General features: G+C 73.3%; 26 protein-coding genes, 1 tRNA gene and 2 pseudogenes. 23 read left to right on the top strand and 6 right to left on the bottom strand.

Translation table 11 applies throughout. From position 1 onward, the window contains the following. Positions 1-52 precede the first annotated feature (52 nt). A complete protein-coding gene (locus AB0P07_RS21445; RefSeq protein WP_365552774.1) occupies positions 53-520 on the bottom strand; it encodes a response regulator in 468 nt (155 codons plus the stop codon). A 180-nt stretch (positions 521-700) separates the two neighbouring features. Here AB0P07_RS21445 and AB0P07_RS21440 point away from each other — a divergent pair. Further along, a tRNA-Arg gene (locus AB0P07_RS21440) sits at positions 701-772 on the top strand. A gap of 176 nt (positions 773-948) precedes the next feature. Here the strand turns inward: AB0P07_RS21440 and AB0P07_RS21435 are convergent. Further along, positions 949-1,332, bottom strand: a complete 384-nt coding sequence (locus tag AB0P07_RS21435) for a DUF6083 domain-containing protein (RefSeq protein ID WP_365552772.1) — start codon at positions 1,330-1,332, stop codon at positions 949-951. Positions 1,333-1,526: 194 nt separating this feature from the next. Between AB0P07_RS21435 and AB0P07_RS21430 the strand changes: the two genes are divergently transcribed. Beyond that, the gene (locus AB0P07_RS21430; protein WP_365552770.1) at positions 1,527-1,790 is read left to right on the top strand and encodes a CopG family transcriptional regulator; all 264 of its coding nucleotides are present in this window, start codon (positions 1,527-1,529) and stop codon (positions 1,788-1,790) included. Beyond that, complete coding sequence (locus AB0P07_RS21425; RefSeq protein WP_365552768.1) at positions 1,787-2,200, top strand: DNA-binding protein; 414 nt, start codon at positions 1,787-1,789, stop codon at positions 2,198-2,200. Before AB0P07_RS21430 ends, AB0P07_RS21425 begins: the two co-directional genes overlap by 4 nt. Positions 2,201-2,451: 251 nt before the next feature. On the opposite strand, the gene AB0P07_RS21420 is transcribed toward AB0P07_RS21425, so the two are convergent. Continuing rightward, positions 2,452-3,138, bottom strand: coding sequence for a nitroreductase family protein (locus AB0P07_RS21420; protein ID WP_365552766.1), 687 nt, complete (start codon positions 3,136-3,138; stop codon positions 2,452-2,454). A gap of 167 nt (positions 3,139-3,305) precedes the next feature. On the opposite strand from AB0P07_RS21420, the gene AB0P07_RS21415 reads away from it, so the two are divergent. Further along, positions 3,306-3,797, top strand: a complete 492-nt coding sequence (locus AB0P07_RS21415; RefSeq protein ID WP_365552934.1) for an Lrp/AsnC family transcriptional regulator — start codon at positions 3,306-3,308, stop codon at positions 3,795-3,797. 110 nt (positions 3,798-3,907) lie between these two features. Continuing rightward, a complete protein-coding gene (locus AB0P07_RS21410) occupies positions 3,908-5,752 on the top strand; it encodes an SMI1/KNR4 family protein (RefSeq protein ID WP_365552764.1) in 1,845 nt (614 codons plus the stop codon). An 81-nt stretch (positions 5,753-5,833) separates the two neighbouring features. On the opposite strand, the gene AB0P07_RS21405 is transcribed toward AB0P07_RS21410, so the two are convergent. Further along, positions 5,834-7,726 carry an FAD-dependent monooxygenase gene (locus AB0P07_RS21405; RefSeq protein WP_365552762.1) on the bottom strand — a complete coding sequence of 631 codons (1,893 nt, stop codon included), beginning with the start codon at positions 7,724-7,726 and terminating at the stop codon, positions 5,834-5,836. Between the two features lie 351 nt (positions 7,727-8,077). Here AB0P07_RS21405 and AB0P07_RS21400 point away from each other — a divergent pair, with 351 nt between their 5' ends. The 11 genes from AB0P07_RS21400 to AB0P07_RS21350 all read left to right on the top strand — a co-directional run bounded on the left by AB0P07_RS21400 (position 8,078) and on the right by AB0P07_RS21350 (position 17,242). Continuing rightward, complete coding sequence (locus tag AB0P07_RS21400; RefSeq protein ID WP_365552760.1) at positions 8,078-9,307, top strand: SchA/CurD-like domain-containing protein; 1,230 nt, start codon at positions 8,078-8,080, stop codon at positions 9,305-9,307. Positions 9,308-9,440: 133 nt separating this feature from the next. Then, positions 9,441-9,917 carry a cupin domain-containing protein gene (locus AB0P07_RS21395; RefSeq protein WP_102932865.1) on the top strand — a complete coding sequence of 159 codons (477 nt, stop codon included), beginning with the start codon at positions 9,441-9,443 and terminating at the stop codon, positions 9,915-9,917. Then, the gene (locus AB0P07_RS21390; RefSeq protein ID WP_365552757.1) at positions 9,914-11,185 is read left to right on the top strand and encodes a beta-ketoacyl-[acyl-carrier-protein] synthase family protein; all 1,272 of its coding nucleotides are present in this window, start codon (positions 9,914-9,916) and stop codon (positions 11,183-11,185) included. Before AB0P07_RS21395 ends, AB0P07_RS21390 begins: the two co-directional genes overlap by 4 nt. Continuing rightward, positions 11,182-12,450: a ketosynthase chain-length factor gene (locus tag AB0P07_RS21385; protein ID WP_365552755.1), complete on the top strand. Its 1,269-nt coding sequence runs from the start codon at positions 11,182-11,184 to the stop codon at positions 12,448-12,450. Before AB0P07_RS21390 ends, AB0P07_RS21385 begins: the two co-directional genes overlap by 4 nt. Positions 12,451-12,579: 129 nt before the next feature. Then, complete coding sequence (locus tag AB0P07_RS21380) at positions 12,580-12,849, top strand: acyl carrier protein (protein ID WP_365552753.1); 270 nt, start codon at positions 12,580-12,582, stop codon at positions 12,847-12,849. A gap of 1 nt (position 12,850) precedes the next feature. After that, positions 12,851-13,330: an SRPBCC family protein gene (locus AB0P07_RS21375; protein WP_365552751.1), complete on the top strand. Its 480-nt coding sequence runs from the start codon at positions 12,851-12,853 to the stop codon at positions 13,328-13,330. Between the two features lie 32 nt (positions 13,331-13,362). Then, positions 13,363-13,698, top strand: a complete 336-nt coding sequence (locus AB0P07_RS21370) for a TcmI family type II polyketide cyclase (RefSeq protein WP_011030169.1) — start codon at positions 13,363-13,365, stop codon at positions 13,696-13,698. A 245-nt stretch (positions 13,699-13,943) separates the two neighbouring features. Continuing rightward, on the top strand, positions 13,944-14,855 hold the full coding sequence (locus AB0P07_RS21365) for a DUF3152 domain-containing protein (RefSeq protein WP_365552748.1): 912 nt from the start codon (positions 13,944-13,946) through the stop codon (positions 14,853-14,855). A 132-nt stretch (positions 14,856-14,987) separates the two neighbouring features. Then, positions 14,988-15,422: a PPOX class F420-dependent oxidoreductase gene (locus AB0P07_RS21360; RefSeq protein WP_365552746.1), complete on the top strand. Its 435-nt coding sequence runs from the start codon at positions 14,988-14,990 to the stop codon at positions 15,420-15,422. Positions 15,423-15,614: 192 nt separating this feature from the next. Continuing rightward, a complete protein-coding gene (locus tag AB0P07_RS21355; RefSeq protein ID WP_365552745.1) occupies positions 15,615-16,361 on the top strand; it encodes a DUF4142 domain-containing protein in 747 nt (248 codons plus the stop codon). A gap of 239 nt (positions 16,362-16,600) precedes the next feature. Further along, positions 16,601-17,242 carry a hypothetical protein gene (locus AB0P07_RS21350; RefSeq protein WP_365552743.1) on the top strand — a complete coding sequence of 214 codons (642 nt, stop codon included), beginning with the start codon at positions 16,601-16,603 and terminating at the stop codon, positions 17,240-17,242. Positions 17,243-17,466: 224 nt separating this feature from the next. Here AB0P07_RS21350 and AB0P07_RS21345 read toward each other — a convergent pair whose 3' ends face one another. Then, on the bottom strand, positions 17,467-18,582 hold the full coding sequence (locus AB0P07_RS21345; protein ID WP_365552741.1) for a Ku protein: 1,116 nt from the start codon (positions 18,580-18,582) through the stop codon (positions 17,467-17,469). Positions 18,583-18,647: 65 nt separating this feature from the next. Here AB0P07_RS21345 and ligD point away from each other — a divergent pair, with 65 nt between their 5' ends. Continuing rightward, complete coding sequence (gene ligD / locus AB0P07_RS21340; RefSeq protein WP_365552740.1) at positions 18,648-19,529, top strand: non-homologous end-joining DNA ligase; 882 nt, start codon at positions 18,648-18,650, stop codon at positions 19,527-19,529. A 13-nt stretch (positions 19,530-19,542) separates the two neighbouring features. On the opposite strand, the pseudogene AB0P07_RS21335 reads toward ligD, so the two are convergent. Beyond that, a pseudogene (locus AB0P07_RS21335) lies at positions 19,543-19,717 on the bottom strand (NERD domain-containing protein); the annotation flags it as partial. Between the two features lie 5 nt (positions 19,718-19,722). Between AB0P07_RS21335 and AB0P07_RS21330 the strand changes: the two are divergent. From AB0P07_RS21330 to AB0P07_RS21305, 6 genes and pseudogenes are all read left to right on the top strand, one after another. Then, positions 19,723-19,857 (top strand): annotated as a pseudogene (locus AB0P07_RS21330) (protein phosphatase); the annotation flags it as partial. Between the two features lie 129 nt (positions 19,858-19,986). After that, positions 19,987-20,811, top strand: coding sequence for a hypothetical protein (locus AB0P07_RS21325; protein ID WP_365552738.1), 825 nt, complete (start codon positions 19,987-19,989; stop codon positions 20,809-20,811). Continuing rightward, positions 20,808-22,046 carry an ATP-binding protein gene (locus tag AB0P07_RS21320; RefSeq protein WP_365552736.1) on the top strand — a complete coding sequence of 413 codons (1,239 nt, stop codon included), beginning with the start codon at positions 20,808-20,810 and terminating at the stop codon, positions 22,044-22,046. Before AB0P07_RS21325 ends, AB0P07_RS21320 begins: the two co-directional genes overlap by 4 nt. Before the next feature lie 173 nt (positions 22,047-22,219). Beyond that, entirely contained in the window at positions 22,220-22,666 is a 447-nt protein-coding gene (locus AB0P07_RS21315) for an SH3 domain-containing protein (protein ID WP_365552734.1), read from the top strand. A 43-nt stretch (positions 22,667-22,709) separates the two neighbouring features. After that, positions 22,710-24,071, top strand: a complete 1,362-nt coding sequence (locus tag AB0P07_RS21310; RefSeq protein ID WP_365552732.1) for an FtsW/RodA/SpoVE family cell cycle protein — start codon at positions 22,710-22,712, stop codon at positions 24,069-24,071. Then, on the top strand, positions 24,068-25,525 hold the full coding sequence (locus AB0P07_RS21305; protein ID WP_365552731.1) for a penicillin-binding transpeptidase domain-containing protein: 1,458 nt from the start codon (positions 24,068-24,070) through the stop codon (positions 25,523-25,525). Before AB0P07_RS21310 ends, AB0P07_RS21305 begins: the two co-directional genes overlap by 4 nt. The last annotated feature ends 6 nt before the right edge of the window (positions 25,526-25,531 follow it).

The following is a 25,531-nucleotide window of genomic DNA, read 5'->3' as shown; positions in this document are numbered from 1 at the left end:
CCGTTTCCCGGGAGTCCCGGGATATGGACGGAACCGGGGAACGGCTGTGCACTCACGCCTGAGCGGGCGTCTCACTCTCCCCGGCGAGCCCACGCACCCGCGGCAAGGAGTCGGCGGCGGCCCCGGCCCCGGACGCACCACGAGTTTCCCGCTCGGCCAACTGCCGTACGAGCCCGATGAGCTCGGCAGGCTCGAACGGCTTGGACAGGAAGGCGTCGACCCCCACGGCGAACCCGGCGTCGACCTCGTACTGCGTCGAGGCACTGACGATCGCGATCGGAAGGTCCCGGGTACGCGGATCGGCACGCAGGCGAGCAGCGGTCCTCAGCCCGTCCAACCGAGGCATGACCACGTCCAGCGTGACGACGTCGGGCCGCACCTGATGGACGACTTCCAGACACTCGGCACCATCGCCCGCGGTCACGACCTCGAAGCCCTCCAGCTCGAGGTTGACCCTGATCAGCTGCCGGATGACCTTGTTGTCGTCCACAACAAGAATCCGGCCGGACGCCCTAGGCACAACTCGAGAGTAGGTCGCCCCCGGCCACCGCGTCCGGGTTTTCCCCACTTCCACCCCGCCCGAGGGGCAACGCCCCGCGGGAGCCGCCCCCACGGCCCGCCAAAACCCGTTCATGACCACCCCGGGCGAGCTGGTAGTGTTCTACCCGTCGCCGCGAGCAACACCGACCGCGACGGACACGCCCCCGTAGCTCAGGGGATAGAGCAACGGCCTCCGGAGCCGTGTGCGCAGGTTCGAATCCTGCCGGGGGCACCCTTTATGAGGTGCCCAAAGACCCCGTCACCAGCGGAAACGCTGAGGCCGGGGTCTTCGCGTATGTGCAGCCGTGTGCCGCTCGAAGCGGGCGTATGTCGACCTCTGTGGGCTGGTCGTGGACAGGATCTTGGACTGTCTCCCCGGGGCAGCCCCCAGAGTCTCCGGACGAGCCATCAGCCGGCGTCCGGCCACTGCTCATGGGGCGAAGGCGGCTCCGGATCGTTCTGCCGCTCCACTCGCCGCGCGTTCTCCCCTCGCAGGGACGTCAACCACGGCCACAGATCCGGCAGAGGTTGTGCCGAGCAGGCGAGGCGGTGCTCGACGCGGCACCGCTGGAACTGATCCGGCGGGCACACCCCGTAGACCGTCACCCGCCCGTCGGACAGTTCGATCCACCGGTGCTCCGCCGGCACCGCATGGGCCAGGGGATGCATGTCCGGCTCCAGCAGCACCCACTCTTGCTCAAGCGTCGGCACTCGGTCCTGCAACAGACCGCAGTCAGGACAAGGGGACTGCCCACCACTCAGCCGCCGCGGTTCCCTCTCCAAAAGCCCCATACCGTGAGGGTCGCCAGTCCGTCAGCCTCCGCGTAGAGCGCGAACCGGACGGGACCCCTGGGGCAGTAGTCCACCAGCGGAGCCAAAATCGACGCGGCAGGTGCAGCCGGCAACCAACGACCGACGGCTCACGGCCGAGAGACGGCGAAGCCTTCACTCCTCTCGATCGGAGCATGCGAGGTAGGATGAGTAGCATGAGTGAGCCTACCGGCAAGTACTCGATCACTATGCCGCGCGACATCGCTGAAGCCGCCAAGGCCCGCAGCGGGCCGTCCGGCCTGTCCGCCTACGTGGCCGCGGCCGTTGCCCGCCAGGTCGAACGAGACAACCTCAACGAAGTGATCCAGGTGGCCGAGGCCGAGCACGGTCCGATCTCGGACGAAGAGATCCAGGCGCTGCGGGACCAGCTTCACCAGGCGCGTGACCAGCAGGCACAGGGTGGGGCGAGCGCTGCGTGAACCGTTCCCCCGCCGTACCCGGCGGCACCCTGGTCCTTGACAGCGAGGGGCTGGCCAAGGCCGTCGCGCGGGACCGTACAGTGACCGCCTGGCTCGCCTTGGCCCGCGCCGACGATCTGCGTGTGGTCACCTCGGCAGCCGCCCTCGTGGAGGTGGTCCATCCCCGGATCAACCGTCCGGCGTTGGAGTGGACCCTCTCCCGCATCATCGTCGAACCGGTCACCGAGTCGATCGCCCGGCACGCCGCCGCTCTCCTCGCCGACGCCGGCCTTCACGGTCACAAGTACGCCATCGACGCCATGCTCAGCGCCACCGCCCTCGTCGCGCCCGGCCCGGTCACGATCCTCACCTCCGATCCCGAGGACCTCGCGGCTCTGAGCGGTGGGCGATTCACCGTTGTCAAGGTCTGACGGCGTGGGTCGAGCGCCCCAGGGCGTTGCGGGGTGCGTGCCGTCCGGAGGAACACACCGCAAGAGCGGGTAGCGGCCCGTCCAGTCGGCGGTGACGCCCCAGTAGCCGATCCGTGCGGGCTTGCCGTCGTGGTAGAGCACCGTGCGGTCGCCCTGGGCGTGGGCCGTCCCGTTGCTCGGAATGGAGAGCGGCGTCCCGCTTCTCGTGGGCGGGGCGGCCGTGAGGGCCCGGCGCTCCGGCCGGGGCCGGGTCAGCTCGGGGGCGGCACGGTCGTGCTTGCCTCCGTCAGGGGTTTCCGGGTCAGGTCCGGGACCTCGCAGTCGGGGGATGCGTAGCCGACGGGGAAGAGGATGTACGGGCGTTCGTTGGTGGGGCGTTCGCAGATTCTGGTGAGGAAGGCCATGGGATTCGGGGTGTGGGTGAGGGTGCTCAGGCCCATCGCGTGCAGGGCCGTGATGAAGAGGCCGCAGGCGATGCCGACGCTTTCGTTCACGTAGTAGTTCTTGCGCAGCGAGCCGTCCGGCATCGCGGTGCTCTTCTCGGCGAAGCAGACCACGATCCACGGCACGACGTCGAGGAAGCTCTTGTCGGAGTCGGTTTCCAGGCGGGCGAGTGCGGCACGCCACTCGGGCGGGATCCGGCCGCCCTCGTAGTTCACCCGTTCCTCCGCCTCCGCGGCGACCCGGATGCGGTGCTTGGTCTCGGCGTCGCCGATCACGGCGAACCTCCAGGGCTGGAAGTGGGCGCCGGAGGGTGCGGTGTTCGCCGCGGCGATCGCCAGGTCGACGCACTCGCGCGGGACCGGTTCGTCGCTGAAGAAACGCACGCTGCGTCGGCGGTCGACGAAGGAGACGAAGTCCCTGCCGCGGCGGAGCATCTCGGCTTCGTCGTAGCGCTTCGGCCGGTACGGGATGAACGGGTGCGTGTGCTGCCTCACGGGTCTCACCGATTTCATGGGTCTCACGGGTCTCCTCGTGGACTGGAGCACTTAGGGTGAGGCAGCGTGTGCCGGATAGGCAACAGGGGCCTCGGTCAGATGCTTATGTGGCAGGAGAAGACGCGTTCGAGTGCCTCTTGGGTGGCAGATCGGCAGGTTCTACGGTGGTGGCACGGCGCGGGCTCGACCTGCTCGACGGGCGGATGCTGCGGCTGCTGCGGGAGCGTCCGCGGGACGGGCTGCTGGAGATCGCGCGGCAACTCGGCGTCGCCCGCGGTACGTTGCAGGCGCGGCTCGATCGGCTGGCCGGTGCCGGTGTGGTGACCGGGTACGGGCCGGACGTGGACGTCGCCGCGCTCGGGCACGGGGTGCAGGCGTTCACGACGTTCGAGGTGGACCAGCCGGCCCGTGCGGCCATCACGGCGCGGCTGCGGGCGGTTCCGCAGATTCTCGAGGCCCATGTCGTGACGGGGCCCGGTGACATCTGGTGCCGTATCGCCGGGACCATCAACCAGCACGTCCAGCAAGTGATCGACCATGTGCTCGCGGTGCCTGGTGTGCGGCGCAGTACGACGGTCGTCGCGCTGAGTGCGGTCGTTCCGTATCGGGTGCAGCCTCTCGTCGACGAGGTGTCCGGTCTGTCGGAGTCCCAAGGATGACTCACGGCCCCGCTGTCGGTGGCCGGTGGCAGCATGCGGGTATGAGCGGTATTTCTTCCAACGGGTCCTTCGACTGGCGTGTTTTTCTCGGGCGTTGGCAGGAGGAGTGGATGCCCCGGCCCGACCAGGAGGATGACGGCGGGCCCGGGTCCGTCGTCTTGGGTCGGGAGACGGCCGGTGAGGCGGCGGTCGTCGCGGCGGAGAAGCGGCTGGGGCGGCGGTTGCCGCCGTCGTACCGGGAGTTCCTGGCCGTGAGCGACGGGTGGTACGTGGATCAGATGGCCGGCGTGTACCGGCTCGGCGGCGTCGCGGAGATCGACTGGTTCGGGGATCCGCACGACATGACGTCCGTGTACGAGGGGTTCCTCGACGACGACCCGTCGCGGGAGGCGGTCCTGCTGGCCGGGATGTGGCGGCGGGCGCTGCGGCTGGAGACGGACTCCGACGCGTCGTACGCGCTGCTCGACCCGGGGGACCGGGACGACGACGGTGAGTGGGCGCTCTCCGTGTACAAGGGATGGAGCGGTGAGTCCCCGGACCGGTACTCGTCGTTCCGGGCGTACATGGAGGCCATGTACCGCCACTTCCACGCCACCCGCGCCGAGCGGTCCGACTTCGTCAACGCGACCACGCGTGAGCAGGATGCCCGGGTGGAGCGGGCGCGGGTGCTGGCCCTGCGCGGGCGGTACGAGGAGGCCGTGCCGCTGCTGGAGGAGGCGGCCGAGTTCGGGCGGCCGCACGGTGCCGACCTGTTGAGCCAGATACGGCACTTCCTGGCTCCGGGCCACTCCCGGAGCTACGGCGGTCTGGTGGCCGACCGGCGCTACCTGCCGGAGGTGCTGCCCGTGGAGGCCATAGGACCGGCTCAGGAGCAGCGGCGGGTGGGCGGTGACGCCCACTGGCTGGGGACGATGGCCGCCCGTGGCGCCGGACGGGAGGCGTCCGAGGCGGTGCTGGGCGCGGTGCGGGACGGGACCTACCGCTACGCGCCCGCCGGTGCCTGGGGACGGGCCGTCGGCGAGGCTCGGGAGGCCGCCCGGTGGGGTGCGTGCGACGCGGCCTGGCGGGTACTGCGGGACGCGCTGCCGCGGTGGGAACAGCCCGGGCCGCTGCTGGTCGTGCCGCTCGGACTGCTCGCCGATCCGGTGCTGGGGCCGCTGGTCACTCCGGAGCGGGGGCGGGAGCTGCTGGCGACGCCTCGGGACGGGCAGCCGGGGCCGGCCCCGGAACCGGTGGCGGATCTCGATCCGCCGGGGCTCGCGTGGCTGGCGGAGCCCGGGGGGTTCCGTGGGTCGTTCGGCGGTGCGTATCGCTGTGTCTGGGTCGAGGGCGTCGGACCCGGGCGGCTGCCCGAGCTGATCGGGGAGGAGGGTGCGCTGCTGAGCGGTCCCGTACGGCCGTCCGACGTGGCCCGGTCGGCGCGCAGGCCGCACGAGCGGGAGGACGAGGGCGTCGAACTGTGGGAGGACCGGGCCGTGGTCGCCGTCGGGCGGGCCGACGGGGCGTGGTCCTTCGCCTTCGACGGATACAGCCCGCACCACATGAGTCAGCTGTTCCGGTCGCCGGTCGCGGACGCCTCCGCCGGCGGGCGCGCCGTGGTGGTGTGGTACGAGCCGGGGCAGGCGTCCGCCGGGGGCCGGCCGGACGCGTTTCATCTGTCGGTGGCCGACGGGGGCGAGGAGCTGTACGGGTTCACCCTGTGGGGCGCGAAGGTCGAGCGATCCGGGACGATACCCGAGGCCCTGGATCCGGACCGGCTGTTCCGCCCGGAGGACGCCGGGCAGGAGGGCCATCTGCGGGCGCTGAAGGCCCTGCACGGCGAACTCGGGCTCTCCCTGCCCCGCTTCGCGCTCGCCCACGGCCGACTCCCCACCTTCACCACCCGGTCCTGGACGCGGGCGCCCCGGGAGGGCGAGGGGTTCGCGTACCTCGCCTTCCACCGGACGCGGGGGTGACGGTGGGGGATGTCGTGGTCAGGCCGGCCGACTGAGGTGTCGGCCGGCCGAGGCGTCGCCCGATCCGCGACCGTGCGGACCTCAGGTGCGCGCCAGTACCGTCGCCACCACCTGGCGCAGCATCGCCTCCGGGTCGGGGGCGGGGCCCGGGGAGCGCCAGGCCACGAAGCCGTCGGGGCGGATCAGGACCGCGCCGCCCCGGGTCACTCCGTGGGCCCGGGCCCAGTCGGTCTCCTCGTCGTCCGGGACCAGGTCGGCTCCGGGGGTGCCGCCCACGCGGTACGGCTTCAGCGGGACGCGCAGCGCCGCGGCCACCTCGGTCGCCGCCTCGTGCCAGCCGGTGGGCTGGGCCGCGTCGCTGAGCAGGACGAGGGAGTCCTCGTACAGGTCCAGGGTGGACAGGCGCTCCTCGCCCCGGCGGAGCCAGAGGTGGGGTGCCCTGCTGCCGGGGGCGCCGGTGAGGTCGAGGCCCTCGGGGACCACCGGGGTCGCCGGGTCGGCGCCGACCACCGCGCCCTGGGGGTAGCGGTAGCCGAGGGCGACGTTGAGGATGCCGCGCTGCGGGCCGCCGGGAGGACCGGCCGGGGCGCCACCGGGGGCACCGCCGGGACCGCCACCCCCGGGTGCGCCACCAGGCATACCGGCGGCACCGCCACCCCCGGGAGCACCGCCCGGACCACCCCGAGAGGCACCGCCGGGACCGCCACCCCCGGGTGCGCCACCAGGCATACCGGCGCCGGGCGCGCCGCCGGGCCCGCCCGGCCCTCCGCCCCCCATCCCCGGCGGCGGTGCGAAGCCCGGGTGGCTGTGCTCGACCGAGCGGTGGGCGGCGCGGGCGCTGGTGGCCTCCGCGACCGGGCGGCGTTCCGTGTCGTAGGTGTCCAGGAGGGGTTCGCCCGCCCAGCCCTCCAGTACCGCCGCCAGCTTCCAGGCGAGGTTGTGGGCGTCCTGGATGCCGGTGTTGGAGCCGAAGGCGCCGGTGGGGGACATCTCGTGGGCCGAGTCGCCGGCGAGCAGGACGCGGCCGGATCGGTAGCTGCGGGCGACGCGCTGGGCGGCGTGCCAGGGGGCTTTGCCGGTGATCTCGACGTCGAGGTCGGGGTCGCCGATGGCGCGGCGGATGTGTGCGGCGCAGCGCTCGTCGGTGAAGTCCTCCACCGTTTCGCCCTGTTCGGGGTGCCAGGGGGCGTGGAAGACCCAGTTCTCGCGGTTGTCGACGGGCAGGAGGGCGCCGTCGGCGTTCTCGTCGGTCAGGTAGCAGACGATGAAGCGGCGGTCGCCCACGACGTCGGCGAGGCGGCGGGAGCGGAAGGTGATGCTGACGTTGTGGAAGAGGTCGCCGGGGCCGCTCTGGCCGATGCCGAGCTGTTCGCGGACCGGGCTGCGGGGGCCGTCGGCGGCGACCAGGTAGTCGGCGCGGATGGTGGTGTGCTCGCCGGTCTCCCGGCTCTTCACGATCGCCGTCACGCCGTCGGCGTCCGTCTCGAAGGAGAGCAGCTCCGTGCCGAAGCGGAGGTCGCCGCCCAGGTTGACGGCGTGGGTGAGGAGTTCGGGTTCCAGGTCGTTCTGACTGCACAGGCACCAGGAGCTGGGGCTGAAGCGGGCCAGTCCGTTGCCGGGGTCGATCTGCTTGAACAGCCACTCGCCCGCGTCGCCGACCAGGGTGGGCGTCTGCAGGATGCCGTGGTTGTCGGCCAGGGTGGCGGCGGCCCGACGGATGTCGGGCTCGGTGCCGGCCACCCGGAAGATCTCCATCGTGCGGACGTTGTTGCCGCGCCCCCGGGGGTGGATGGAGGTGCCGGCGTGACGTTCGACCAGGGTGTGCCGGACGCCCAGCCGCCCCAGGAACACCGACATCGACAGGCCCACCAGGGACCCGCCGACGACGAGGACCGGGACGCGGTGGGTTTGGCCGGCCCCGGGGGCGGCGGCTTCGGGAGCGGTTCCGCCGGAGCGGTCGGCTCTTTCGTTCATGGTTGCTCGTCCTCCGTTGCGACAGACGTGAGTGACATACGTGGATGAGGGACGTGGGTGACGGACGCGCCCCTGACGGCCGCGCCCCGCGACGGACACGCCCCGCGACGGACACGCCCCGCGACGGGCACGGCCCGCGACAGGTGTGCGCCGGGGCCTTCATGCATGCCCCGTACGCCGCGTCGGGGCCCGCCGCGGCGCAGGCTTCACCCGCTTAACCCTCCTGGTTCGCGGACCCCGCGGGCACGGCTCACGATCGTGCTTACGCGGCCGTCGCGCCCCGCCTGCCCGGTGGGCGCCGCCGACGTTCGCCCCAGTCCAGGAGGAAGACCCCGAGAAGAGGTGGGCCGGATGACGGTCTCTCCCGTCGTTGCGACGGATGCCCCGACCGCGGATGCCACGAACGCGACGGACGCCATACGCACCAGCACCGTGGCGGCGGACGCGGGCGGCGTGTCGATATCCGCGTTCGACGGTTCCCGCGTACGGGTCGTCCTGATGCTGGACGTCCACGACGGCATGCAGCAGGAGTTCCTGGACGCCTACGAGCGCATCCGCGACCGGGTCGCCGCCGTTCCGGGACACGTCAGCGACCAGCTGTGCCAGTCCCTGGAGAACCCGACCCAGTGGCTGCTGACCAGCGAGTGGGAGAGCGCCGCGCCCTTCCTGGCCTGGGTCAACAGCGACGAGCACCTGGACACCGTCGAGCCGCTGGCGACCTGCGTCCGGGACACCCACTCGCTGCGCTACAGCGTCCTGCGGGAGACCGAGGGCGGGCAGCCGGCACCCGGCGAGCCGCGTTCGGCGCCCCGGATCGGCGGCAACGTCGTACGGCACGCGCTGACCTTCACCGTGCGGCCCGGCAGCGAGGCGGAGACCGCCCGGCTGCTGTCCGAGTACGTGTCGCCCGACGCCCACGTGGACGGTTCCACGCGGCTGCTGCGCACCTCGCTGTTCATGCAGGGCAACCGGATCGTGCGCGCGGTGGAGGTGCGGGGCGACCTGCAGACCGCGCTGCGCCATGTCGCCCGGCAGCCCGGGGTGCGGGCGGTCGAGGAGGCCCTCAACCCGTATCTGGAGCAGGACCGGGACCTCGCCGACCCGCAGTCCGCCCGGCGGTTCTTCACCCGGGCCGCCATGCCGGCCGTCCACCACGCGACGTCCGCCCACCACGCCGCGTCCGGCGACCGGGCCGCGTCCGGCGACCGGGCCGATACGCGCACCGAGCGGCTCGCGCTGCTCTACCCGGTGCACGCCGGTGCCGGCGGGGAGCTGGCCCGGCTGCTGGCCCGCCAGGACGCGTCCGCCGCGCAGGACCCGGACGGCCCGGTGCTGGCGTCCACCGTCTTCCACCGCGACGACCTCGTCGTACGGCTCGTCGACGTGGCCGGTGACCCGCAGGCCGCGCCCGCCGCCGTCCTGGGCCTGCACGGGCCCGAGGGCGCCGCGGCGGCCGATCGGCTGCTGGACACCGCCGCGGTCGGCGTCGACGGGTCGCCGGGCGAGGCGGCCACGTTGTCCCGGCTGCTGACCCGGGTCCGTATGACGCCGCTGACCGACCGGCGTTCCGCCGGTTCCTGAACCACTCCCCCGACCGCGCGGCCGGCGGGCCCGACGCCGTGCCCGCCGGTGCGCGGATCCACCCGACCCGGCTCCTTCCGGCCCCGCCCGGCTTCTCCTCCCCACTTCCTCCCGTCACCCCGGAGTGAACGACATGACAGACCAGCAGGTACGCATCGTCTCCCTCGGCGACATCGCGCCGAACCGCCGCCGCGGCGGAGACCTCCGCGCCCTTCTCACGCCCACCACCGCCGGGTCGACCAGCGGCTTCATGGGCGTGGCCATCGTGCAGCCCGGCGACCGCATCGCCGAGCACTACCACCCGTACTCCGAGGAGTTCGTGTACGTCACGGAGGGCGCCCTCGAAGTGGACCTGAACGGGGTGCCGCACTCACTCGCCACCGGGCAGGGGCTGCTGATCCCGCAGGACATGCGCCACCGCTTCCGCAACGCGGGGGACGTCGAGGCGCGGCTCGTGTTCCACCTGGGCCCGCTGGCCCCGCGTCCGGAGCTGGGCCACGTCGACACGGAGGACGCGGAGGGCAACGCGCTCCCGTGCGACGGGGCGCACGCGCACGCGGGCGGCGCCGGGCACGAGCGGCCCGCCCCGGCGGCCGAGGTGGTGTCGTGACCCGGCGCCGGGTCGCCGTCACGGGCATAGGCGTCGTCGCCCCGGGCGGAATCGGCGTCCCCCAGTTCTGGGGGCTGCTGTCCGAAGGCCGTACGGCGACGCGCCGCATCTCCCTCTTCGACCCGGCCGGGCTGCGCTCGCAGATCGCCGCCGAGTGCGACTTCGAGCCGTCCGACCACGGGCTCGGCCTCGCCACCGTCCAACGGTGCGACCGGTACGTGCAGTTCGCGCTCGTCGCCGCCTCCGAGGCGGTCCGGGACGCGAACCTGGACATGAACCGCGAGGACCCCTGGCGGGCCGGTGCCACCCTCGGCACGGCGGTCGGCGGTACCACCCGGCTCGAACACGACTACGTCCTGGTCAGCGAGCGCGGCTCGCGCTGGGACGTCGACGACCGGCGGGCCGAGCCGCACCTGGAGCGCGCGTTCACGCCCGCCACCCTCTCCTCCGCGGTGGCGGAGGAGTTCGGGGTGCGCGGGCCGGTGCAGACCGTGTCCACCGGGTGCACGTCCGGTCTCGACGCGGTCGGGTACGCCTATCACGCGGTCGCCGAGGGGCGGGTCGACGTGTGCCTGGCGGGCGCGGCGGACTCGCCGATATCGCCGATCACCATGGCCTGCTTCGACGCCATCAAGGCGACCTCGCCGAACAACGACGACCCCGCGCACGCCTCCCGGCCCTTCGACGCCGACCGCAACGGCTTCGTGATGGGCGAGGGCGCGGCGGTGCTGGTCCTGGAGGACCTGGAACACGCCCGGGCCCGGGGTGCGGACGTGTACTGCGAGATATCCGGCTACGCCACGTTCGGCAACGCGTATCACATGACCGGGCTCACCAAGGAGGGCCTGGAGATGGCGCGGGCCATCGACACGGCGCTGGACATGGCCGGACTCGACGGCTCGTCGATCGACTACGTCAACGCGCACGGCTCCGGCACCCAGCAGAACGACCGGCACGAGACCGCGGCCGTCAAGCGCTCGCTGGGCGCGCACGCCTACCAGACGCCCATGAGCTCGATCAAGTCGATGGTGGGCCACTCGCTCGGCGCGATCGGCTCCATCGAACTGGCCGCGTGCGTCCTGGCGATGGCCCACCAGGTGGTGCCGCCCACGGCCAACTACACGACCCCCGACCCCGAGTGCGACCTGGACTACGTGCCGCGCGAGGCACGGGAGCGGAGGCTGCGGCACGTGCTGTCGGTGGGCAGCGGCTTCGGCGGCTTCCAGTCCGCGGTCGTACTGAGCGGAAGTGAAGGAGGGCTGCGATGAGCGGAGCAGGACGGACCAAGGGCGGACCCAGGCGCGCGGTGGTCACCGGTCTCGGCGTGGTGTCGCCGCACGGCACCGGTGTCGAGGCGCACTGGAAGGCGGTCGCCGACGGCACCAACAGCCTCGGGCCCGTCACCCGGGAGGGCTGCGACCACCTTCCGCTGCGGGTCGCGGGCGAGGTGCACGGCTTCGACGCGGCCGACACGGTCGAGGACCGCTTCCTCGTCCAGACCGACCGGTTCACGCACTTCGCGCTGGCCGCCACCCAGCACGCGCTGGCCGACGCCCGGTTCGGCCGGGCCGACGTCGACTCGCCGTTCTCGGTCGGCGTGGTCACCGCGGCCGGTTCGGGCGGCGGTGAGTTCGGGCAGCGGGAGCTGCAGAACCTGTGGGGCCGGGGCTCGCGCCACGTCGGCCCGTACCAGTCGATCGCCTGGTTCTACGCGGCCAGCACCGGCCAGGTCTCCATCCGCAACGACTTCAAGGGTCCCTGCGGGGTCGTGGCCGCCGACGAGGCGGGCGGCCTGGACGCCCTGGCGCACGCGGCGCTGGCGGTGCGGGGCGGCACCGACACGGTGGTCTGCGGCGCGACGGAGGCGCCGCTGGCCCCGTACTCGATCGTCTGCCAGCTGGGGTACCCCGAGCTGAGCGCGGCCGCCGAACCCGACCGTGCCTACCGCCCGTTCACCGACGCCGCCTGCGGGTTCGCGCCGGCCGAGGGCGGGGCCGTACTCCTCGTGGAGGAGGAGGGCGCGGCCCGGGAGCGGGGCGCGGACGTGCGGGCGACGGTGGCCGGGCACGCGGCGACCTTCACCGGCCCCGGCCGCTGGGAGCGGTCCCGGGAGGGGCTGGCCCGCGCGATCGAGGGCGCCCTGGCCGAGGCGGGCTGCCGGCCCGAGGACGTGGACGTGGTCTTCGCGGACGCCCTCGGGGTCCCGGAGGCCGACCGGGCCGAGGCGCTGGCCCTGGCCGACGCGCTGGGCCCGCACCTCGCGCGAGTGCCGGTCACCGCGCCCAAGACCGGGACCGGGCGGGCGTACTGCGCCGCGCCGGTGCTGGACGTGGCGACGGCGGTGCTCGCGATGGAGCACGGGCTGATCCCGCCCACCCCGCACGTGGTCGACGTCTGCCACGACCTGGACGTGGTGACCGGCCGGGCCCGCCCCGCCGAGCCGCGCACGGCCCTGGTGCTGGCGCGCGGGCTCATGGGGTCCAACTCGGCGCTCGTCCTGCGCCTGGGCGCCGTGCCCCCCACCGGCGGCTGACCGACGGACCGGCCGACGGACCGCCCCCGGACCACCGGCAGCCCGCACCGGCACCCCACCACCGACCACCGACCACCGACGGTCACGGAGAACACCGTGACCGTGCCAACCCGAGTCAAGGAGGACACCATGACCGACCAGCCGGACTACCAGGTGACCGTCGAGGAACTGTCGGCGCTGATGAAGCGCACCGCCGGCGTGCACGTCGACCCGGTCACCCTCCAGCAGCAGGCCGACGACGGTTTCGACACCTTCGGCCTGGACTCCCTCGGCCTGCTGGGCATCGTGGCCGAGCTGGAGAAGCGGTACGGCCTGGGCCTGCCCGAGCAGGCCGAGCGCTGCAAGACGCCCGCCGATTTCCTCGCGCTGGTCAACGGCGCCCTGAAGACGGGAGTGTGACATGGCAGGGCACACCAACAACGAGATCACCATCGCCGCCCCGATGGAGCTGGTCTGGAAGATGACCAACGACATCGAGAACTGGCCCCGGCTGTTCAGCGAGTACGCCTCCGTGGAGGTCCTGGACCGCGACGACGACAAGGTCACCTTCCGGCTCACCATGCACCCGGACGCCGACGGCAAGGTGTGGAGCTGGGTCTCCGAGCGGGTCGCAGACCCGGTCACCCGCACCGTCCGCGCCCAGCGGGTCGAGACCGGCCCCTTCCAGTACATGAACATCGTCTGGGAGTACGCGGAGACCGCCGAGGGCACCGTCATGCGCTGGACGCAGGACTTCGCGATGAAGCCGGACGCGCCCGTGGACGACGCCTGGATGACGGACAACATCAACCGCAACTCCCGTACGCAGATGGCGCTGATCCGGGACCGGATCGAGCAGGCGGCGGGTGAGCGGCGCACCGCGTCGGTGCTCGCCGACTGACCCGTACGAACCCGGCGAAGGGCAGCACCCTCATGCACCACACACTGATCGTCGCCCGGATGGCGCCGGGCGCGGCACCGGACATCGCGAAGGTGTTCGCGGAGTCCGACAGCGGCGAACTCCCGCACCTGGTGGGCGTCAACCGGCGCAGCCTCTTCGAGTTCGGTGACGGCGTGTACCTGCACCTCATCGAGAGCGACGAGGACCCGGCACCCACCATCGGCAGGCTGACCGGGCACCCGGAGTTCCGCCAGGTCAGCGAGCGGCTGGAGCCGTACGTCTCGGCGTACGACCCGGCGACCTGGCGCGGTCCGAAGGACGCGATGGCGCGCTGCTTCTACCGCTGGGAGCGAACGCCCGCCGGCTGACGGCGCCGCCGGCCGACGGCGCTCCTCCCGCACATGTCGGGGTCACCGGGCGGAAACCGGGTGACCCCGACGAAGACGTTCCGGAAGGCCGATCGGTTGCCCTCAGCAATCGCATCCCGGCGTGAGAAGGGACACGGCGGAAACCGTGACGTTTTCGCACGTGCGTCCGCTTGGATCTTGGGGGTACAACAGCACACCGGAGTCCGCCGTGCGTGCCCCGACGACCAGAAGAGAGGACGCACACCGTGGGCCGATCCACCGCCCGCCGAGCCGGCCGAAGATCCGGGCAGGACGGTGCCGGGCACAGCTCCCCCGCCGGCAGACGCAGACGCCGCGGCCCCGCCCGCGCGGTCCTTGCCTTCGTCGCCCTGGGGGCCGTTCTGCTCACGGCGGGAGCCGCCGTCGCGTACTGGCGGGACACCCGGCCACCGGTGACGGACGACCAGGTGGCCGACGTCACGGACGCCCTGGACGCGTCGACGGGAAGGCCGTCCGCTTCCTCCTCGCCCTCTGCGTCCGCCTCTCCGGAGGCCTCCGCGTCGCCCTCGGCCTCGCCCTCCGCCTCCCCTTCCCCCTCCACCATCGCCATTCCGGCGACCGGGCCCGGCACCTTCGTGACCGCCCAGGCCGACGGCACGACCGTGGGCACCGGCAGTCGCGTGCGCCGCTACAAGGTCCTGGTCGAGGAAGGCATCGACGTCCGGCCGAGCGCCGCCGCCGCCGAGATATCCGACGTGCTCGCCGACAACCGCGGCTGGACCCGGGACGGGACCAACTCCTTCCGGCTGGTCAGCAGCGGTTCGTACGACTTCGTGGTGAAGATCGCCACGCCGGGCACCGTGGACCGGATCTGCGGCGCGGCGGGCCTGCTCACCCGGGGCGAGGTCAACTGCAGCGTCGGTACGGACGTGGTGGTGAACCTCAAGCGCTGGGTGCTGGGTTCGCCGGAGTTCGACGGCCCGATCCACGAGTACCGGGCACTGATCGTCAACCACGAGGTCGGTCACCGCATCGGCCACGGCCACGAGACGTGCCCCGGCGCCGGCCGGCCCGCGCCGGCGATGATGCAGCAGATCAAGGGCCTCAAGGGGTGTGTGGCCAACGCCTGGCCGTACGACGAGGACGGCGACTACCTGGGCGGCCCGTCGGTGCCCTGAGCCGTCGGCGGGGGCCCCTCGGTGCCCTGAGCCGTCGGCGGGGGCCCCTCGGTGCCCTGAGCCGTCGACGGTGGGCCTGTTCGGCGGACGGTTCGCGGGACAGGCCGCGGGGCCCGGGGTGATGATCGCTCCATGACCACCACACCGCGCTTCGATCCCCGTACCCTGCTGGCCGAGAGCCGGCTCGGCGTCCTGGCGACGATCAAGTCGGACGGCCGCCCGCAGCTCTCCCCCGTGATGCCCGCCTACGACCCGGAGGCCGGCGTCATCCGGGTGTCGACGCGCGAGGGGCTCGCCAAGACGGCGAACCTGCGCCGGGACCCGCGGGCCACGCTGGAGGTGACCGCCCCGGACGGCAGGTCCTGGGCCACCGCCGAGGGCGTCGCCACCCTCACCGGGCCGGGCACCGACCCGCACGGACCGGAGGTCGAGGCGCTGGTGGAGTACTACCGCGCCGCCTCCGGGGAGCACCCGGACTGGAACGAGTACCGGGCGACGATGGTGTCCGACCGCCGGGTGCTGCTCACCATCACGGTCGAGCGCGTGTACGGCGCCGACATCGGCTGACCGGAGGCGCGCCGGGGCCGGGACGGGGACGGGCGTGACGGCGGGGCCCCTCTCGCGTTCCGCAAGATTTGTGCCGGAGCGGTGATAGATCCGCCCGCCGCTTCCGTACCTCCTGGCGTACCGCCACGCGCGCGAGCACGAACACGAGCACGCGCGCGTCCCCGTGTTCCTCGCGTCGCCCCTGGAGGCACCATGCGCCTGTCCCGCAGCAGGATCGGAGTCGTCGTCCTGTTCGGTGCGATGACCCTGACCCTCACCGCGCTGGCCTTCCCGGCCGTGCTCGGCCTGGACAAGCCCGACGGCAACCAGAACCGGGTGGTGGCCAGTACGAAGTTCGGTCCGCTCACCGAGGCGGACCGCGACTTCGTGGTCAAGGTCCGCGCCGCCGGGCTGTGGGAGTACCCGCTGGGCGAGATGGTGAGGGAGCGCGGTACGACGAAGGCGATGAAGACGGCCGGTGAGCACCTGGTCGTCGGGCACGCCGGTCTCGACGCGATGTGCCGCGAGATCTCCCCCGAGTTGGGCATCACCCTGCCCAACCGGGCCTCCCCGCAGCAGGAGGGGTTCGTGACGACGGTGGACGCCAAGAGCGGCAAGGAGTTCGACTCGGCGGCGGTGAACATCATGCGGGTGACGCACGGCCAGATCTTCCCGGCGATCGCCAAGATCCGGGCGTCCACCAAGAACACCCTCGTGCGTCAGCTGGCGGACCTCGCCAACGACACCGTGCTGGACCACATCACGGTGCTGGAGAAGACCGGGCTGGTCGAGTACGACCAGGTCACCTTCAACCAGACCGGTCCGGCGAAGCTGCCCCGGGAGAAGGTCACCCCGCCCCCGCCGCAGCCGGGCGAGCAGGTGCTGGTGCTCAAGCCGCGCCCCGACCTGAACGTGAACACCGCCTCCCCGACGCCCACGCCGTCCCCGGCTGCCTCCTGAAGCCGGGGCCCCGCGCGCACGATCGGCCTCCCGAGTCCGGCGTCCCGCACCGGCACCATCACGACCGCGTCACGACCGGCGGCGCGGGGAACGGGCCCCGGGCCCCGCGCGTTCTTAGGGGTTGGCGGCCGACGGAGTCCGCCGGGCCATGACCATCCGGCGCCGGGACCGGTGGTGGGCGGGCCGTCCCTCCTCCTGCCCCCGCCCGCCCGGGGGCCGACGACAGGAAGAGCGGGACCATGACCGCTTCCGGACCGGGCGGCGGCGACACCCCGGACCAGCCGGACGGTACGCCGTCCGTGCCCGAGTACGTCTGGCGGCTGTTCCTGGAGGACGACGAACGCGCCATCCGTGCCTCCGCCCCCAGGGAGCCCGCCGCACGGGACCGGTTCCCCGGCCGGCAGCCGGAGCCCCCCGCCGACCGGCCGGCCCGCCCGGTCCGCTCCCCCTCCCTCCACACGTCCGACACGGTCGGCGAGGCGTGGCGTCCGGAGGACCGGTGGGCGGGTCCTGCCTGGCGCGAGCTGGACGGCCGGGCCCGGGTGCGGCGGGTCGGCCGGGTGCTCGGCACGGCCGCCGCGGTCGCCCTCGCCCTGACCGCGTGGTCGCAGCTGTCCACCGGCCCGGTCACCCCGGGCAGCGACCCCGCCGAAACGATCGGGCAGCGGCTGGAGGAAAGTCCCGCCCTGCCCTCGGTGAACGCGGGGACGGACTCGGGCACGGGCCCCGGCGCCGGCTCCCCCGCCGACTCCTCCCTCGCGGAGTCCCTCGCTCCGACCGAGTCCGCCGCCGCGAGCCCCGCCGTCTTCGACCCCGCACCCTCCGCGATACCCCGGGCCTCCGCGTCCTCCTGGACGAACGACTCCTGGACAACCGGCTGAACCACTGCTTGACCTGCTGTACATGCGTCCAATCCGGGAGGACGGAACCGCCGCACGGGAAGGCCCGGGCGACCGCGCATGGACCGACCCCGCCCCCGTACCGACGCCGCGCTGTTAGGGCGCCTCGGGCCGGGACTGATCCGGGCGGCCGGGTAAGCGCGGTGGGGCTGGCCATCTTCCGGTTCCGGACGCACGACCGCACCCGGTGTGCGTGCCCGCGGGCGTCAGGCGCTGCGCCTGCGGGACGCCGTCTTCTTGGCGGTGCTCCTACCGGTGCTCTTGGCGGTCTCCTTGGCCGCACTGCGGCCCGCGGCCTTCTTGGCGGTGCCCTTGGCCGCAGTCTTCTTCGCGGAGGCGGACCCGGACGTGGACGTGGACCTGGACGTGGACGTGCCGGACTTGGCCGTCGACTTCTTCGGCTCCGCCTTCTTCGCCGCCGTCTTCTTGGCCGCCGTGGAGGTCGACTTCTTGCCGCCGGTCTCCTTGGGGGCCCGGCGGGACGAGGTCTTGCGCTGCGGCAGCGATCTGACCTCGGCCTCCTCGGCCGGCCCGGCCTCCTCGCCGTCCCGCGACTCGCGGGCCGCCCGCACGCTGTTCTCCAGCGCGGCCATCAGGTCCAGCACCTTTCCGGGGGCCGCCTCCTCGCGGGCCTCCGGGGGGCGCTCGCCGGCGGCCTTGGCGGCGACGACCTCCTCGACGGCCTCGCGGTACTCGTCGTGCAGGTCGTCCAGGTCGATCTCGCCGAGGGTGTCCATGAGGGCGTCCGCGAGGTCCAGTTCCTGGTCGCGGACGGTGACGCCGCCCTCCGGGGCGACGCCCTCGGGGGCCCGTACCTCGTCCGGCCACAGCAGGCCGTGCATCGCGATGGCGTCGCCGACGACCCGGAGCATGCCGAGGCGCTCCCGGCCGCGCAGCGCGAACTTGGCGATCGCGACCCGGTTGCTGCGCTTGAGCGCCTCGCGCAACAGCGTGTACGGCTTGGCGGCGGGGGCGCCGCTCGCCGCGAGGTAGTAGGCCGAGCCCATCTGGAGCGGGTCGATGCGGTCCTCGGGCACGAAGGCCACGATCTCGATCGTGCGGGCCGTCGGGATCGGCAGCTGGGACAGGTCCTCGTCGGTGATCGGGATCATCGAGCCGTCGGCGTCCTCGTAGGCCTTGCCGATCTCGGCCTGGGTGACCTCGCGGTCCTCCAGTTCGCACACCTTGCGGTAGCGGATCCGGCCGCCGTCCTCCGTGTGGATCTGGCGGAAGGAGACCGCGTGGCTCTCGGTCGCGTTCACGAGTTTGATCGGGATGCTGACCAGGCCGAAGGAGATGGCGCCGTTCCAGATGGATCGCACGTGCAGCACCGTTCCTTTCAGGCGCTTCCAGGCGTTTTGTCCATGTTCTATGAGATTCTCATGGTATGGCGCCGATGACGGAAGTGGAGGGGCGGCGGGTGGCCCTCAGCAACCTGGACAAGGTGCTGTATCCCGCGGCCGGCCTCACCAAGGGCGAGCTGCTGCACTACTACGCGACGACCGCCCCGGTGCTGCTGCCGCACCTGCGGGACCGTCCGGTCTCCTTCCTGCGGTACCCGGACGGACCGGACGGCCAGGTGTTCTTCACCAAGAACGTGCCGCCGGGTACGCCCGACTGGGTCACCACGGCCGAGGTGCCCCGCTCGGAGGGCCCGGCGCGGATGGTGCTGGTGCAGGACCTCGCGAGCCTGATGTGGGCGGCGAACCTGGTGACCGAGTTCCACACCCACCAGTGGACCGCGGACGACCCCGGGGAGGCCGACCGGCTGGTGTTCGACCTGGACCCCGGAGCTCCCGCGACCGTGGTGCAGTGCTGCGAGGTGGCGCTGTGGCTGCGGGAGCGGCTGGCGGCGGACGGCGTCGAGGCGTACGCCAAGACCTCGGGGGCCAAGGGGCTGCACCTGCTGGCGGGGGTGCGGGGGTCGTCCTCGGAGCGGGTGTCCGAGTACGCGAAGGCGCTGGCGGTGGAGGCCGAGCGGGCGCTGCCGAAGCTGGTGGTGCACCGGATGACGCGCAGCCTGCGGCCGGGGAAGGTGTTCGTGGACTGGAGCCAGAACGCCGCCCGCAAGACCACGGCCGCCCCCTACACCGTGCGGGCCCGCGACGTGCCGGCCGTCTCCACCCCGGTGACGTGGGACGAGGTCGCCGGGTGCGGGCGCGCGGAGCAGTTCGTCTTCCGGCCCGGCGACGTCGGGCCACGGGTGGCGGACTACGGGGACCTGCTGGCGCCGCTGTTCGACCGGCGGCGGGCGGCTGCCCTGCCCTGACGCCCGGCGTCGGTCACAGGCGGGCCCAGGTGGCACGGTCCCGGGCCACGGCGTGCAGGGCCTCCACGTCGGCCGGTTTCCAGCATCCCGCCCGTCCGGGCCGGCTCCGGCAGCTCCCGCTCGGGGAGGACGCGCACGGAGCGGGGCGGAACGCCGACGCTCACGTTGGCCGGCTCGACGAGGACGGGACGGGGGCCGCGGCGCCGAGGACGCGATCCGGCTGATCCGTTCCCGGCGCTCGCCGTGGGCGCTGCCCAACGACCTGTTCGTGGCGTATCCGCTGGCGGGTCTGCTCACCGTGCGGCAGCTGGAGGAACCGGCCGAGTAGCCCCGCGGGCCCGTGCGCACGCAAAATGGCCTTCCGTACGAGAACGCGTACGGCGACGCCCGCGGCCGCGCGGTCGAGCCGACGCCGATCGCCGTTCACCGATCGCCGGTCCCTGACCCCAGGAGTGCAGTGCTCCCGAGCCGCCGCGGGCACCCCGCCCGCGTCCCCGCCGCCCTCGCGCTGCTCCTGGCGACCGCGGCCGCCGCCGGTGCGCTGGCCGCCTGCGGGGACACCGGCGGTCTGCGCGCCGCCGGGGCCACGCCCGCCGCGCGGAATCCGGCCCGGCTCTGGCCCGGGCTGACACCGGCGTCCAGTCCGGCGTACGACATCGGCGAGGTGGAGCACGCGGTGGTCGAGGGCGTCGCCGTGCCCGGCGGCGACATCCGCAGGGCGGACCCGGTGGCCGCGGTGCGGGCCGAGATCACCGCGCACCCGGACGACTACGCGGGCGCGAAGGCGCCGTACCACGAGACGTCCGTGCGGATGGCGGACTGCGGCACGGACGGGGCCGGGGAGGGCCGCTGCCCGGTGCTGCGGCCGTACTACCGCGACCTGACGGGCGACGGGCGCCCCGAGATGACGCTGGGGTTCCGGCTGCTGCCGGAGAAGCTGACCGCCGTACGCGTCTACACCGTCGAGAAGGACCGGCTCATGCGGGTCATGTCCTACGAGGACGCCGTGAGCGCGGTCGAGCTGGCCGGGCGGACGGTGATCGTGCGTTCGCCCTCGGAGGTGGCCGGCTACGAGTACCGCCTGCAGTGGACCTGGGACGCCGATCAGCGGGCCATGCTGCTGACGAGCGACGAGATGCTGCGCACCGACGACGACGGACGGCACACGAAGCGTCCGTCCACGTCGCCGTCCCCCTCACCCTCCACCTCGCCCTCACCCCCCACCTCGTCGGCCTCCGTCTCTGCGCCCTCCGGTTCGTCGTCCCCGGCGGGCGCCCGGTGAGGATCGCCCTTCCCCGGTGGGCCGGGCCGCTCGCAGTGCGGGCGGCCGTGTTCATCACCGTGATGTGCTGCGCGCTCGCCGCGCTGCTCGGCGTCCTGGTGCACGTCTCGGTGGCCGACCGGACCGTCGGGCAGGCGCGTGACGTGGCCCTGTCCCGGCTGCGGGACGCCACGGAGGCCTACGAGGCGGGCGACCCGCTGGGGCGCGGGGCCGGCATCGATCCGCCGGGGCTGCCGCGCCGACTGCGCGAGCTGGCCGTGTCGGGCCGGCGCGGCACGATGGTCGCCGAGTACAAGGGGCGTCCCACGATGTGGGCGGCGGGCCCCGCCGACGGCGGCCGGGCGCTGGCGGTGCGGGTCGACCACTCCCAGGGCCAGGCCACCGTCGACGGCCTGGACGGCACGCTGGTGTGGGCGTCGGCGCTGGCGATCGGGGCGACGCTGCTGGTCGGCGCGTTCGCGGTGACGCGGGTGACGCGCCGGCTGCACACGACCGCGCGGGTGGCGCGGCGGATCAGCGCCGGGGACCTCGACGCCCGGGTCGGCGATCCGCGCGCGCAGGATCCGACGCGCCCGCAGGACGAGGTGGCGTCGGTCGCCGCCGCGCTGGACTCCATGGCGGCGTCGCTGCAGGGCAAGCTGCTGGCCGAGCAGCGCTTCACCGCCGACGTGGCGCACGAGCTGCGCACCCCGCTCACCGGCCTGCACGCGGCGGCCGAGCTGCTGCCGCCGTCCCGCCCCACCGAGCTGGTGCGGGACCGGGTGGCGGCGCTGCGCACGCTGACCGAGGACCTGCTGGAGATCTCCCGGCTGGAGAGCGGGCGGGAACGGCCGGCGACGGAGCCGGAGGAGCTGGGCGCGCTGGCCCGGCGGGTGGTGCGGGGCTCGGGCACGGACACCCGGGTGGACGTCGTACGGGACGCGCGGGTGGAGACCGACCGGCGCCGCCTGGAGCGGGTGCTGGGCAACCTGGTCGCGAACGCGCACCGGCACGGGCGGACGCCGGTGGTGCTGACCGTGGACGGTGCGGTGATCACCGTGCGGGACCAAGGGGACGGCTATCCCGAGTACCTCCTCGCACACGGGCCGCAGCGCTTTCGCACCGAGGGCGGGACCAAGGGGCACGGTCTGGGGCTGACCATCGCCCTGGGGCAGGCCGAGGTGCTGGGGGCGCGGCTGGAGTTCACCAACCCGCCGGACGGCGGGGCGCTGGCCCGGCTGACGCTGCCTCAGTAGCCCTGACCACGGCACCTTCCCCGATGGCTCAGTGCGGCGGGCGATGCGTCCGGGGCGCTCCTAATGTGGCGGTTAGTCATCTGAAGACGCCAGAAGACGCCTGAAATCGACTCAAGGCGAACCAAGACGACTCAAGACATCTGAAAACCCGTTCGCTTCCGGGAGGTACTCCCATGTCGCTCCTGTCCGCACCGGCCTCGCGCTCTCCCCTGGTCCGGGGCCTCGCCACCGCCCTCGCGGCCGGCGCGCTCGCCACCGCCGTCGCCGTCACACCCGCCGTCGCGAACGACGACTGGGGCGGCGGCGACACGAACTCCACGTCCGGCGTCACCGGCGGCGGGAACGGCGGCGACGCGTGGGGCGGGGGCGACGGCCGCCAGGAGCAGGGCCGCTACCGGGGCGTCGTGACGGCGAACCGGCTCGCGCTGCACACCTCGCCGGCCCGCGGTTCGGACGTCATCCGCTACGCCCGCCGGGGCGAGGTCGTCTCCATCTACTGCAAGACGCCCGGCAGCAAGGTGCAGGGCAACCCCCTCTGGTACCTCCTCACGGACGGCACCTGGGCCTGGGGCGCGGCCCGCTACATCGACAACATCGGCCCCGCGCCGCGCTGGTGCTGACCAAGACGGCGCGCAGACCACACCGTTTGGGTAAGTTCCGGACATGACCAAGGCCGGAACCGGAACCGGACTCACCGTGGCACAGGCGGACACCCCCGCTCCCGTCGCCCGACTCCCCCGGCGCCGGGGCGTCGAACTCGCGCTGATCCTGATGGCCGTCCTGCTGTCGGTGTTCGGCTACTGCAACGTCGGTCTCGCGCAGCACGACGCCCTCCCGCCCGGTGCCGCCGGTTACGGCGCCGGGCTCGGGGTGCTCGCGCTCCTCGCCCATCTGGCGGTACGGCTGCGCGCCCCGTACGCGGACCCGCTGCTGCTGCCCATCGGCGTCCTGCTCAACGGCCTCGGCCTGGTGCTGATCTACCGGCTCGACCTGGAGACGCCGGGCGACCGGGCGGCCCCGACCCAGCTGGTGTGGTCGACGCTGGGCGTCGCCCTGTTCATCGTGGTCGTCCTGCTCCTGCGCGACCACCGCGTCCTGCAGCGCTACGCCTACGTGTGCGTCGCCGCCGCGCTCGCCCTGCTCACCGTGCCGATCTTCTTCCCGGCGGTGAACGGCGCCCGCATCTGGATCCGGATCGAGGGCTTCTCCATCCAGCCGGGCGAGTTCGCCAAGGTGCTGCTCGCGGTGTTCTTCGCCGCGTACCTGGCCGCCAACCGCAGCGCGCTGGCGTACGCGGGCCGCCGGGTGTGGCGGCTGCAGCTGCCCACCGGCCGGGTCCTCGGCCCCATCGTGGCGGTGTGGCTGGTCAGCGTCGGCGTTCTGGTCCTGGAACGGGATCTGGGCACCTCGCTCCTCTTCTTCGGCCTGTTCGTGGTCCTGCTCTACGTCGCCACCGGCCGCACCGGCTGGATCGCCGTCGGCCTGGTGCTGGCCTCGCTGGGCGCGGTGGCCGTGGGCTGGCTGGAGCCGCACGTGCACAGCCGGGTGGAGGACTGGCTGCACCCTTTCGCGTCCATCGAGGCGGGCGATGGCCCGAACCAACTGGCCCAGTCCCTCTTCGCCTTCGCGGCGGGCGGGGTGACCGGCACGGGTCTCGGCCTCGGGCACTCCGTGCTGATCGGCTTCGCCGTCAAGTCGGACTTCATCCTGGCGACGGCCGGGGAGGAGCTGGGCTTCCTCGGGCTGACCGCCGTGTTCCTGCTGTACGGGCTGCTGGTGGAGCGCGGCTACCGGGCCGGGCTCGGCGCCCGCGACCCCTTCGGGCGGCTGCTGGCGGTCGGGCTCTCCTCGATCGTGGCCCTCCAGGTGTTCGTCATCGCGGGCGGGGTGACCGGGCTGATCCCGCTGACCGGGATGGCGATGCCGTTCCTGGCGCAGGGCGGGTCCTCGGTCGTCACCAACTGGGCGATCGTGGCACTGCTGATCCGGGTGAGCCACGCGGCCCGGCGCGGGACGCCCTCGTGACCCGCAACATCCGGCACGCGGCCGCCTTCTGCGCGCTGCTGCTGGTCGCGCTGGTGGTCAACGCGGCCCGGGTGCAGATCGTGCAGAAGCCGGAGTACGACGACAACCCGGCCAACCGCCGCCCCGACATCGCCCGCTACCAGCAGCCGCGCGGCGACATCCTGGTCGGCGCCAAGGCCGTCACCGGCTCCCGGGACACCGGCGAGCACCTGCGCTTCGAGCGGACCTACGCGAACGGGCCGATGTACGCGCCGATCACCGGCTTCGCCTCGCAGGCGTACGGGACGACGTTCCTCGAGCACGCCGAGGACGGTCTGCTGTCCGGCGCCGACCCGATGCTCGCGCCGCTGCCCCTGTGGAACGACGTCACGGGCGCCCACAACCCGGGCGGCGACGTCGTGACGACGATCGACGGGGCCGCGCAGCGGGCGGCCTACGAGGGGCTCGGCGGGCGCAAGGGGGCGGTGGCCGCGATCGAGCCGGCCACGGGCCGCGTCCTGGCCCTGGTCTCCACGCCCTCCTACGACCCGCAGTTGCTGTCCGGCAACAGCGCGGCCGCCACCCGCGCCTGGAACCGGCTGAACGCCGACCCGGACAAGCCGATGCTCAACCGGGCGGTGAGCCGGACCTATCCGCCGGGTTCCACGTTCAAGGTGGTCACCGCGGCGGCGGCGCTGGACACGGGGGTGATCCGCGACTTGGACGCGCCGACCCGCTCCCCCGACCCGTACACCCTGCCCGGGACGCGGACGAAGCTCACCAACGAGGCCGACGGGTGCCTCGACGCCTCGCTGCGGGAGGCGTTCGAGTGGTCCTGCAACACGGTGTTCGCCAAGCTCGGCGTGGACGTGGGCGTGCGCGGCATGACGGCGATGGCCGAGGCCTTCGGCTTCAACGACGACGGGCTGCGGGTCCCGTTCCCGGTGGCGCGGAGCACCTTCGACACGACGGTGGACCGGGCGCAGCTGGGCCTGTCGTCGATCGGCCAGTACAACACCCGGGCGACGCCGCTGCAGATGGCGATGGTGGCTGCGGCGGTGGCGGACGGCGGCCAGGTGCGCTCGCCGTATCTCGTGGAGCGGACGCTGCGGGCGGGCGGCAGCCTGGTGGCGGCGGCCGGGTCGCGTCCCTCCCGGGAGGTGATGCGGCCCTCGACGGCGGCCCTGCTCAAGGAGCTGATGACGGGCGTCGTGGCCAACGGCACCGGCGCGAAGGCCGCGATCCCGGGGGCCACCGTGGGCGGCAAGACCGGCACCGCCCAGCACGGCGTCGGCAACTCGGGCACGCCGTACGCGTGGTTCATCTCCTGGGCGCGGGGCGACGGGGACGTGGAGCCGAAGGTCGCGGTGGCGGTGGTGGTCGAGGGCTCGGCGGCGGACCGGGAGGGCATCAGCGGGGGCGGGCTGGCGGCGCCGATCGCCCGGGGGGTGATGGAGGCGGTGCTCGCTGGATGAGACGGG

Source organism: Streptomyces sp. NPDC085944 (genome assembly GCF_040686295.1).
Taxonomy (GTDB): Bacteria; Actinomycetota; Actinomycetes; order Streptomycetales; family Streptomycetaceae; genus Streptomyces; species Streptomyces salinarius.
The sequence above is the reverse complement of the archived record's forward strand: the minus strand, read 5'-3'. Positions and strand labels throughout refer to the sequence as shown.